Raw genomic sequence first — 10,932 nt, 5'->3', positions numbered from 1 at the left:
GCACCGTGAATATCTTAAAAGGGTAAAAAGAGAAAATGGCTTATCCTTGTCACCTCGACGAAGGAGAGGTCTTTTTTGTAGGATGTAGGATGTAGGATGTAGAATGAAGAATGTGGGAGTCTTGAAGGTTAGGATGAATTACAAATCCATTGTATCATGGATCGGGATTGTAAATCCCGATCAGCACTGTTCCTCATAACAGCCAAGGTAAAGAAATTAGGCGTGGGGCTTACAAATTTTCGCGAATGTTATTGAACGCTAATAAATGTTTCGGAACAAGCTGAACCAGGAACTCGTTAACCGTTAAACTTGAACCCTGAACGCCAAAACCTGAACCCTAAACCTTTTTCCCAATAAAATGCCCCGCATACTCCTCATAACTTTATTTTTCATTATCGTTCTTTTCCAGATCCCAGGTGAAAAGGTGCCTGTGAATGAGGGTACTTATGGCCATGGCCTGTTTTTCAGGCAGGTAGCCATCGAATTTGTGGATGTGATCGATAAGGACAGTTACAATATCTGGCAACTCCAGCATATCTTTCCTTTTGCCTTGGTGCATATGGTTTACGTGATTTTTGGTCTAGAATTGGAGCCGGAAAGCCTACTGAGCGGGATGGTCATTTTGAATTTCATCTTTTTGGGACTTGCTGTATTCTGGTTTTTCAGGATCATGAAAAAACTCCATTTCGAAGGAGCCATGGAAGCATTGGCTTTTGTCCTTCTTTTTTTCAATTTCTTTTTGCTGAAGGAGGTTTGGTACAATCCTTTTTCCACGGATATGGCGGCTTTTTGCCTTGGATTGGCGCAGGTCAATTACTTTATCAGATATGAAAAAAACAAACTCTTTCTAAGTTCCTTCGTGGGGGCTTTTGTATCTCCTTTTCTTTTACCCATAGGCCTGCTTTTGATGGTGCTACCCGGAGATAAACTGGTTATCTATGAAGAGGAAAAGCCAAATTCTATCATTTCTTTTGCTATTGTGGTCTTTTTTGCGGTGCTCATGTTGGTGCTTGCCTATGTTACAGGAAGGTTTGAAGCTTCCTGGTTGCTGTTTTTGGGCTTTATGGTTTCCCTTATTACACTTTTGGTATTTCTTTACTGGGTAGGAAGGAGTTCCCCCATCAACTGGTCTGAAAGCTGGAAAATCATAGGCAAAAAGCTTCACAAAGAACGGATTTTGATTTTCTTCGGTGGCCTTTTTGTAGTTTCCCTGCTGCTGTGGCTCTTGTCCGGGAGCAATAGCAATGTAAGCCTGGTCCAACTGACCCAGGCTTTTGTAGGGGCCCTGTTCCGTTTTCCATTGGATTTCCTTGCCGGTCACCTTATGTTTTTTGGTCTGATTATCCCGCTTTCACTGGTTTTTCTGTACCGGGTGCTGAAGGAAACGGCATTGTTGGGAATAGGATTTACCTTGGCCATGGTGATTTTGGCTGTCTTTGCCCTGCATCCCAATTCCGGGACCATTGTGCCCTTTTTACCTTTGTTATTTTTGGGCCTGATGAAAGCGATCCGGAGGTACAGGGTTTTGTGGAAGGATGTATGGAAGATAGGGATCTTGAACCTGATTTTGTCCATGTTTTGGGTGCGCTTGAATGTTCCGGGCTTGGAAGAGGCCTTTGAAAAAGGGGAGAGGGGAGGTTTTCCGGCACAGCGGTATTGGATGCATTTTGGGGATGCCCAGGATCTTGGAGTGATGGTGGTGGTTTTGGGGATCTTTATTGGTTTGTTGTGGCTGTTGGAGAAGGGTAGGAGGAGGTATGTGCGGTCGTAAATGTAGAATTAGGGATCGGAATTAGAATTTGGAATGGAGAATTAAGAATGAAGAATGGAGAATGTAGAGTGGAAAATGAAATGGTGGTTGTCGGGTTGTCGTGGTTCCGCCACGGACGAGTGTCAAGTTTAATTTTGAGATTAGTTTGGGAAGATGGTTTTTAAAGGAGAGTTTGTTGGAAGGCCTGAAAGGCCAAAATAACCAAGGGATGGATGCAGTCCATCCCGGTTGAAGCAAAAGCTCAAGCATAACCCGCCGGGCCTGACGGGCACGGATAGACATCAATATTTAACAATGAAATTCAATCACAAACCGGTCTACACTAATCAGGGATACACAGATGAATGTAGAATAAAGAATGAAGAATGTGGAAGTCTTGAAGGGTTGAGGATGTCGTTTCTGAAGTGGGAAAGAATTTTTTAGCCACTAATTACACGAATTTCACTAATTGACAAGATTTTGATGTTTTCGGGGACATTGAAGGTTAGGATGGATTACAAATCCATTGTATCGTGGATCGGGATTGCAAATCCCGATCAGCACTTTGAATATCTCAAAAGGGTAAAAAGAGAAAATGGCTTATCCTTGTCACCTCGACGAAGGAGAGGTCTTTTTTGTAGAATGAGGAATTAGGAATGTGGAAGTCTTGAAGGGTTGAGGATGTCGTTTCTGAAGTGGGAAAGAATTTTTTAGCCACTAATTACACGAATTTCACTAATTGACCAGATTTTGATATTTTCGGGGACCTTGAAGGTTAGGATGGATTACAAATCCATTGTATCGTGGATCGGGATTGCAAATCCCGATCAGCACCGCGCAGAGCTTTCGAATTTTCACGAAAGCCAGTAGCTGAATCGGCGATTTTTAAGAAAAAGGCCTGAAGGGCCTGCATAGTAACAGCCCAGGGAAAGCGGCAGAATGCCGCGGAACCCTGGGTTGAATGAGTTCACCCCGTTCCCCGAGTCGGCGCAGGGATCTTCTGAAAAAATGAATCGTCCAACGCCGACGATATTGAACGTGAATGTCAATAGAACGCAGATGACGCGGATTGAGAAGATGGTCGCGGATTAATTAAACCACAGATAAAAGCTGATAAACACCGATAGAAAACTTGATTTTTTTTGAAACCACATAGACACAGTAGTACACATAGAAAAAGCTTTGCTTTTTAGATAGTGGATAAAAAACTCAGAGCACATAGATTAGATTTGAAAATTCAGATCAGGAAATATGAGGAAGGATATCGGGAGCAATGGGAGGACTTTATCGAGCACGCTGCCAATGGTAATTCCTGCAGCGCCGCTCTTTTATGGAATACCATGGGGATATGTGCTTCGCGAAATTTGCAATTTTGTGATGCGATAAAGCGGATTTTTAATCCGTAAACTGAAAGTAAATGAGATAAGAGAATGTAATCCCTAACAGCTGGAATCAAGAATTTTAGCTTATCTTTAAGGATTAAAGACAGGTAACTTCATGAATAATACTATCACTATAAAAGTAAGCGATAAAATCTATAACCATTTGATGTGGTTTCTTAAAAGATTTTCCAAGGATGAATTGGAAATTGTGGAAATCCAAAATTTGGAGAAGCTAAAATCTGAATTGCATGACGATCTAGAACAATCATTGAATTCTCCTGAAAACCATTTGTCAATAGAAGAGCTTGATGCACTTCTTGAGGATACTTTAAAAAGATATGGAGCTTAAAATTTCGCATGTTTTTACAGTAAAACTTAACTCCCAAATAGAATTTATTGCCCAGGATAGGCCTAATGTTGCCAGGAAATTTAAAGTAGAAGTCTTTAAAGCTTAAAATCCATACCCAAGTCTCCATTGAAGCATAGGAAGTCTATTTTTTTTGATTCTGCAGATAATTGAGATTTGGTGATTAAAAATCATATTGTGGTTTACAAGATTGATAAAGAAAAAAATCAAATTTTAGTTTTTGGTCTAGTTTATAATCAAGGGGGGGTTTAGCTTTCTTTTTATTCTGAAAGGATATTCACTTTTGTATTTTTCACCTACGGAAAAACATCCTCCCGCAGGCTGGGGTAAAAGCTTCGCTTTATTTCTTTACCACATAGAGACAGTAGAACACATAGCTAAAAAGCTGCGCTTTTAGATTTTAACCAAAGATGAATGAGGATGAACGCAGATAAAAGCTTCGCTTTTGATTTTAATCACAGATAAACACCGATAAAGAGCTTGATTTTTTTTGAAACCACATAGACACAGTAGTAGTAGTACACATAGAAAAAGCTTCGCTTTTTAGATAGTGGATAAAAAACTCAGAGCACATAGATTAGATTTGAAAATTCAGATCAGGAAATATGAGGAAGGATATCGGGAGCAATGGGAAGCCTTTATCGAGCGCGCTGCCAATGGCACTTTCCTGCAACGCCGCTCTTTTATGGAATACCATGGAGATCGATTTCAGGACGCTTCGCTGATGGTCTGGGAAGGGGAGGAGCTGCTGGCGGTTTTTCCGGCCCATCAGGTAGGTAATCAGATATTTTCGCATCAGGGACTGAGTTTTGGGGGATGGATATTCAAAAGGGGTTTATCACTTTCTTTTCAAAGACAAATCATAAATAGCATTCTTGGATTTTATAAAAATCAAGCAATCCAAAGCCTTATGGTGACTCCTGTACCTTATTACTACAGTCAAGAAGAGGGATTACAGGAAGTGGATTATGATACCCTTGGTTTTGAGATTTCTGGAAATAAGGAGATTTATTTGATTGAAGCCCCTTTTATTCTGAAAGATAAAGGGAAGAAAAAAGGTGTAAGAAGGGCATTAAGGAAAGGTTTGGATGTCAGGGAAGGGGAGCTGACCCAAGGATTTTGGGAAGGGCTGATGGTTCCTCTATATGCTGCCAAAATAGGCAAGGATCCTGTGCATAGCTGGGAAGAAATAGCTTTGCTTTCTGAACGTCATCCTGGAAGGATCCAACTGATTTCGGCTTATCTGGAGGAGGAGTTACTGGCGGGACTGGTGATTTTCAGACATCCACAGGTGATCAAAGTCCAATATTCGGCTGTTACCGAACATGGAAAAATATGCCGGGCGATGGACTTCCTTATGCAATACCTGATGAATCTTCCCCATATTCATTATATAGATATGGGAACGGTCTATGATGGACAGACTGGGGAAAAGCTGGAAAGCCTGGCTTATTGGAAGGAGAGTTTTGGGGCGGTTTCAAGGAAAATTCCCAGCCTTCATTTGAAACTCATTTAATTCTATTCCTTTTTGGTCAAGTCCTTAAACAGCTTAAGATTTATTTTTGCACTTCTTGTATTTTCAGTGCATTTAGGTTGGACGGATTTGGCGACGGGTCATGCTTTCTTTATCCTTTTGAGTGGCTTTGTGCTTACATTGGCTTATCAGGAAAAATTAGTGCCGGGCGTCATGTCTTATTGGGATTTTATTAAAAAAAGATTGATCAGGATCTATCCACTGCATGTCATTACTTTGATTTTGGCCATTCCTTTTACCTTGAATGAATTGGTTCAGGACGGAGCAGTTTGGACATTAAAGTTTGTCCTCAATCTACTCCATCTTCATGTTTTTGTGCCGAAAGAGGGATTCTATTTTTCTTTTAACAGTGTCACCTGGAATTCAGCGATATTATTGGTCTTTTATTTCTTGTTTCCTTTTTTCCTGAGCTTGATCAAGCAGATGAGCAGTCGAGCTTTATGGATGGGCTTTTTATTTATGGTTTTGACAATTGTTCTTTCCGGGATCATGATCCCTAAGGAGTATCATCATTATTACCTGTATATCAGTCCCTATTTTAGGGTGTTTGATTTCCTGATTGGGATGATGCTTTTCCAAATTATTAAGAACAGAAATTGGGAAATCAGCAAAAGAAAGGGCACGCTGCTCGAAATATCGGCGGTATTTATGTTTATTTTGTTTTTTTCGCTTGTAAATAGGCAGTATGAATATTTTCTTCCTTGGTCTTATTCCATTTTGTTATGGATAGTCTTAGTTCCTTTGATAGCTGTTTTTTATTATGAAAAGGGATGGATATCCCAGCAGATTTTAGCTCTGCCGGTATTTCAGGAGTTAGGTAAAATCAGCTTTGGTTTTTACATGTTTCATTTGATCGTGATGCGGTATTTGGGTGTGGTTTCTACAAAAATTGGTTTAGAAGTTAATGGGTTCCTGTTTGCTATTTTGGCATTGTTGATTACTGTACTTCTTGCTTTGAAATCTGAAAATCTTAGCAAAAATCAGTTTTCAAAGTTACTTTGGCTTAAAGCCTAAAATCTGTGTAGAAATTATTCAATGACCAATTTAATGAAGAAGAATGGTATCAAATTTTAAATTTTTTAGCACTTCATCTTCACTTGATATAAGCAACATAGTGTTTTTAACGCTGTTATTTTTCTTGGTCATTGGAAACCTATAGTTCAATTAGAAAATGGACAATTGAAAACCATTGAGTATTTTAAAAGTCAGATCTGATAGATGCTCTTTAACTCTTTCGAATTTCTTTTATTCTTTCCTGTAGTATTCTTGCTGTACTGGTTTGTGTTTCAGAAGAATTTGAAAGCACAGAATGCCTTTATTCTGGTAGCCAGTTATGTGTTTTATGGCTGGTGGGATTGGCGGTTTTCTTAAAGTTTTAATTATAATAAGTTTCATTTTGAAGAATTAATTGTGAGCTATCTCAAGTCCTTTATTAAAAAATACTTCACCCATTTTACTTACTTCTATATCCACTTAAGGCATAGAATCTTTTTTGCTTTGGTATTGAGTATTCTGGTAGGTTTATTGGATGGTTTTGGATTGGCTATGTTTTTACCCTTATTGGAAATGGTGGATGGGAAAGGGGAAGCCAGCTCGGAAGCTATGGGGAATTTAGGATTTTTAGTGGACGGATTAAAGTCCTTAGGATTGACATTGGATTTGAAGACAGTGTTACTGGTCATGTTGCTGTTTTTTATGCTAAAGGGCTTGGCCAAATTTTTTGAAACCTATTACAGGGTGATCGTCCAACAGTATTTTATCAAAAAGCTTCGCCTAGAGAATATCGATTATTTGACCCATTACAATTACAAAGCTTTTGTAACTGCAGATGCAGGTAGGATTCAGAATACCTTAAGTGGGGAAACCGAAAGGGTGGTTGCCGCTTATCGCTCTTATTTTATGTCCATGCAGATGGCTGTTATGCTGATCGTCTATGTTTTTCTGGCCTTTTTGGCAAATCCCCAGTTTGCTCTTTTAGTGGCCTTTGGGGGGATATTTTCTAATTTTTTATTCAAGCTGATCTATAAAAAGACCAAAGAGTTATCCAGAAAAATCACTGCCGTAGGCCACAATTATCAAGGGTTGTTAATTCAGAAGGTTGCTTTTTTTAAGTATTTGAAAGCCACTGGTATTAATCTACAATTTTCAGAGAGGTTAAAAAAGGCAATACAGGAAATTGAAAACTACAATCTTCAAACCGGCTATTATGGCGCTGTTTTACAAGCGATAAGGGAACCCATAACCATTGCTGTAGTTGTAATGGTAATTATTATACAGGTAAGTTATTTTGATCAAGGCTTGGGACTGATTATTTTGTCTTTACTGTTTTTTTATCGCTCCTTGACATTCCTTATGGCTTTACAAACTTCTTGGAATAGCTTTTTGAATATGTCAGGATCTTTGGAAAATATCAGTGATTTTCAGAGGGAACTTAGAAAAGCGCAGGAAAAATTCGGTAATCAAAAAGTGGACTCAATTGTTCAGGGGTTCGAGTTAAAGGATTTGTCTTTTAGCTATGGAAATGAGGTTGTCCTTAGAAATATCAATTTGAAGTTATCTAAAAATCAAACCTATGCTTTTGTAGGAGAATCAGGATCAGGAAAAACGACCTTGGCCAATTTGATTGCGGGCTTAATGCCTCCAAGTGAAGGGAGGATTTTACTGGATGGCATCAATTATTCAGATTTGGATCTACCTGAATTTCAAAAAAAAATTGGGTATATTACACAAGAACCTATCATTTTTAATGATACCATTTTCAATAATGTGACTTTGTGGGCAGAGCCTAGTGAAACCAATTTAAATAGGTTTTGGAAAGCCTTAGATAACGCGGCCATCCTTGATTTTGTAAACAATTTGGAAAACAAAGCGGAAACACTTTTAGGAAATAATGGCATCAATTTAAGTGGAGGCCAAAAACAACGCATGTCAATTGCCAGAGAGTTATACAAAGAAATTGAGGTGTTGATCTTAGATGAAGCTACCTCCGCATTGGATGTGGAAACAGAGCTGATTATTCAGGAAAATATTGAAAAATTGAAAGGGAAAATGACAATTTTAATTGTTGCCCACCGACTTTCAACTATTAAAAATGCTGATCAAGTTGTTTTGTTGGAGAATGGAGATTTGGAAGGAATGGGAACCTTTAAAAGTTTAATAAATATTTCTGAAAAATTTAAGAACTCTGTTGCTCTTCAAAATATTTGAAATCGGGTTGGTGCAGTTTTTTTTACAGAATAAAATAAAATATGAAGTTAGTTAATTTGAGAGATTGGGTTTTCGGAATTCAAAAAACAGGATTTTTAATTCAGGAAAAAGTTAAAGAAATAGTTTGGTTTAGAACAAAAGAATTAAAGGCTATTGAGATTTTAAAACCATATTTTCCTAAGGGATTTCTATTTGAATCTGAATTTTCTTTATCATTCCAAACTATCCAACACATTGCTAATGATATTGTTATCCATAGACCTAAAACAATTTTAGAAATTGGATCAGGACTTTCAACTATGATTTTAAATAATCTGATTAAGGAATTAGATTATAGACCTGAATTTATTAGTCTTGACCAAGACGAGAATTGGCAAAAACATTTACTCAATTATTGTGATCTAGTAACATTCAAAAATTTTGAAATTTCAGAAAAAAATGAATATTCTAAAAAAGGAAAAGGAAAATGGTTTGATATCCCAAATGATTCTGATCTTTTGAATTATAATTTTGATTTAGTTATTATAGATGGACCAAAAGGATTTGAATCTAGATTTGCAAGATATGGAATTTTAAATTTTCTGAAAGGGAAAATAAGTAAGTCCTCAATAATATTTTTGGATGATACAAATAGGAATGACGAGAAATTCCTTCTAAATAGTATGAGGGACCAATTAGGATTTACTCATTGTAAATCATTCTATAAATATTCAAGACTATCTTTCCAAGATGGAATAAATACCACACCTTCTTGAAATTAAACTCAAAACTTTTCAGCCTCGAAAAATCATTAAAAGATTAATTTTCACATGATTATGGTTTCAATTCTGATGCCAAACTTCAACAAAGGGCCTTTTTTAAAGTCTACTTTAAATTCTGTCATTCTTCAGAATTATGAAAATTGGGAGTGTATTATTGTTGATGACCATAGTACAGATGATTCCTGGGAAATTTTGGAAGAATTTTCAAAGAAAGATAAAAGAGTCAGAATTTTTAAAAGACCTGAAAATAGAAAACCTGGCGGAAATGCTGCAAGAAATTATGCAATTGAAAAGGCTAGAGGTTATTATGTTGCTTTTCTAGATTCAGATGATATTTGGAATCCAGATAGGCTTAGACTAGCATTAAACTATTTAAATTCACAAAATTTTGAAGCTATTTTTAGTGGAGCACATGTAATAAGACCAAACTCTATTGTAAAATTACCCTCAAGAGATATAAGAGATGGCGAATCAGTTTTCGATTTTATTTTAAGTGATGATGTTTTTTGTCCAACTCCTTCTTTAATGATGAAGAGAAAGCTAGCACAGGAAGTCTTGTTTGATGAAGATCTAAAGCGACATCAAGATTATGATTATTTTATTAGAGCGCATTTAGTTAGTCCATGGAAGTATTTTGAAAATTATGATGTAAAAGTTAATTGGACAAGGCCAAACATTAAGAAGGTCAATTATTTTGATTGCATTCCATTTTATGAAAAACATTGGCAAAAAAGTAGAAATAATAAAATCAGACATAAATATATAAATAGAATAACATCTTCATCTGTGAGGGGGAATTATAAATATAATCTGGCATCTTATTTCAGAAAAATTTTACAAAAAGAAGGTTACAAGTTTTCGTTAAGAGAGTATGTTTTGTTTTACACACCTTTTCTATTCCTTCTATTTTCAAAGTCCAAAAGGTTTTTTTTAAGCATTTTTCAAAAATAGGTAAAATAGACTCTTGATAATTTAAGTCATTTAAAGGATTTGTAATGAATAGAATTAGTTCGGATACAGAGAGTTTAATAAGCAATTTTAATTCCTCGAACGAGAAATTAATTATTTTGTCGACTTACTTCACCTCGAAGATTGATCCCATGCGCAAAATCCAGCAAGCTGGTGATAACTTTGAATATTTTAGAAATTGGTATGAAAGTATAGAAGAGTTAGGATTAAGGGCAATAATATTTTGTGATACGATTTCAGAAGCGTTTGAAAAAAAATATACCACTGAAAAAATTTCATTTGTTAGGTGCCAATTGGGGCCTCATTCCTTGAATGATGAACGGTTTTTTATATTTTATGAATTTGTAAAGAAATTGAAGGCCGATGCCTTTGTGGTTTCCACAGATATCAATGATGTGATCGTTAACAAAAACCCTTTGGAACTATTTGAGTCAGATTCAGATAAATTATTTGTCGGAAGGGGACAGCGGAAGTATTGGAAAACCGGTAAATGGGGCCTAAAAGCCCTTTTTAGTTTTAATAGTAAATTCAAAGGACGCTTACCTGTTAGCTTTTTTAATTATCCTTTATTGACTCCAGGAACACTAGGAGGGAAGAAAGAAGTCATTGAAAAAATCTATCAAGAGATGACCGAACTGTTTTCTGAACTTGGGGATGATGGGAATTATGATATGCAGGTGTTTAACTATATTATGAAGCAAAAATATTACCCTCAAAATTCTATTTGGGACGGTATCATTCCGTTTTGGATAGCCAATTGGTATTACTATGCGCTTTATCGGATTTCCAGAAAGTTAGAAAAGGGTTATAAAGCACATAAATATGATTTGGTTACTCCCGAAGAAGGGATAGTTGCAAATGATTTGATATATGCTGGCTTTCCATTTGTGAGTATGGTTGGTAAGTTCGAAAAAAAGGGAAAATCATTGGCTTATTTGATTCATAAATAAAGTTTTGTCATG

The 10,932-nt window shown here is 36.6% G+C and carries 8 protein-coding genes and 1 pseudogene; all 9 read left to right on the top strand.

What is annotated here, in order from left to right; genetic code table 11:
* Positions 1–358 precede the first annotated feature (358 nt).
* The 9 genes and pseudogenes from CLV48_RS18395 to CLV48_RS18350 all read left to right on the top strand — a co-directional run bounded on the left by CLV48_RS18395 (position 359) and on the right by CLV48_RS18350 (position 10,920).
* Positions 359–1,771 (top strand): hypothetical protein, encoded by a 1,413-nt coding sequence (locus CLV48_RS18395; RefSeq protein ID WP_106568762.1) that lies wholly within the window; start codon positions 359–361, stop codon positions 1,769–1,771.
* A 1,476-nt stretch (positions 1,772–3,247) separates the two neighbouring features.
* The gene (locus CLV48_RS18385) at positions 3,248–3,481 is read left to right on the top strand and encodes a hypothetical protein (protein ID WP_245889610.1); all 234 of its coding nucleotides are present in this window, start codon (positions 3,248–3,250) and stop codon (positions 3,479–3,481) included.
* A gap of 568 nt (positions 3,482–4,049) precedes the next feature.
* Positions 4,050–5,015, top strand: coding sequence for a hypothetical protein (locus tag CLV48_RS18380; RefSeq protein WP_106568760.1), 966 nt, complete (start codon positions 4,050–4,052; stop codon positions 5,013–5,015).
* Positions 5,016–5,027: 12 nt separating this feature from the next.
* Entirely contained in the window at positions 5,028–6,047 is a 1,020-nt protein-coding gene (locus CLV48_RS18375; RefSeq protein WP_106568759.1) for an acyltransferase family protein, read from the top strand.
* A gap of 204 nt (positions 6,048–6,251) precedes the next feature.
* Positions 6,252–6,398 (top strand): annotated as a pseudogene (locus CLV48_RS20795) (MBOAT family O-acyltransferase); the annotation flags it as partial.
* 45 nt (positions 6,399–6,443) lie between these two features.
* Positions 6,444–8,240: an ABC transporter ATP-binding protein gene (locus CLV48_RS18365; RefSeq protein ID WP_245889609.1), complete on the top strand. Its 1,797-nt coding sequence runs from the start codon at positions 6,444–6,446 to the stop codon at positions 8,238–8,240.
* Positions 8,241–8,281: 41 nt separating this feature from the next.
* Entirely contained in the window at positions 8,282–8,995 is a 714-nt protein-coding gene (locus CLV48_RS18360; RefSeq protein ID WP_106568758.1) for an O-methyltransferase, read from the top strand.
* Positions 8,996–9,070: 75 nt separating this feature from the next.
* Complete coding sequence (locus CLV48_RS18355) at positions 9,071–9,952, top strand: glycosyltransferase family 2 protein (protein ID WP_170069055.1); 882 nt, start codon at positions 9,071–9,073, stop codon at positions 9,950–9,952.
* A gap of 149 nt (positions 9,953–10,101) precedes the next feature.
* Positions 10,102–10,920, top strand: coding sequence for a hypothetical protein (locus tag CLV48_RS18350; RefSeq protein WP_106568756.1), 819 nt, complete (start codon positions 10,102–10,104; stop codon positions 10,918–10,920).
* The last annotated feature ends 12 nt before the right edge of the window (positions 10,921–10,932 follow it).

Source organism: Cecembia rubra, from assembly GCF_003014575.1.
Taxonomy (GTDB): Bacteria; Bacteroidota; Bacteroidia; order Cytophagales; family Cyclobacteriaceae; genus Cecembia_A; species Cecembia_A rubra.
The sequence above is the reverse complement of the archived record's forward strand: the minus strand, read 5'-3'. Positions and strand labels throughout refer to the sequence as shown.

What these genes read in the sequence shown, in the direction of transcription:
- CLV48_RS18395 (WP_106568762.1), top strand. Translation starts at nt 359, where the DNA reads ATGCCCCGCATACTCCTCATAACTTTATTTTTCATTATCGTTCTTTTC.
- CLV48_RS18355 (WP_170069055.1), top strand. Translation starts at nt 9,071, where the DNA reads ATGCCAAACTTCAACAAAGGGCCTTTTTTAAAGTCTACTTTAAATTCT.
- CLV48_RS18350 (WP_106568756.1), top strand. Translation starts at nt 10,102, where the DNA reads ATGCGCAAAATCCAGCAAGCTGGTGATAACTTTGAATATTTTAGAAAT.
- CLV48_RS18360 (WP_106568758.1), top strand. Translation starts at nt 8,282, where the DNA reads ATGAAGTTAGTTAATTTGAGAGATTGGGTTTTCGGAATTCAAAAAACA.
- CLV48_RS18385 (WP_245889610.1), top strand. Translation starts at nt 3,248, where the DNA reads ATGAATAATACTATCACTATAAAAGTAAGCGATAAAATCTATAACCAT.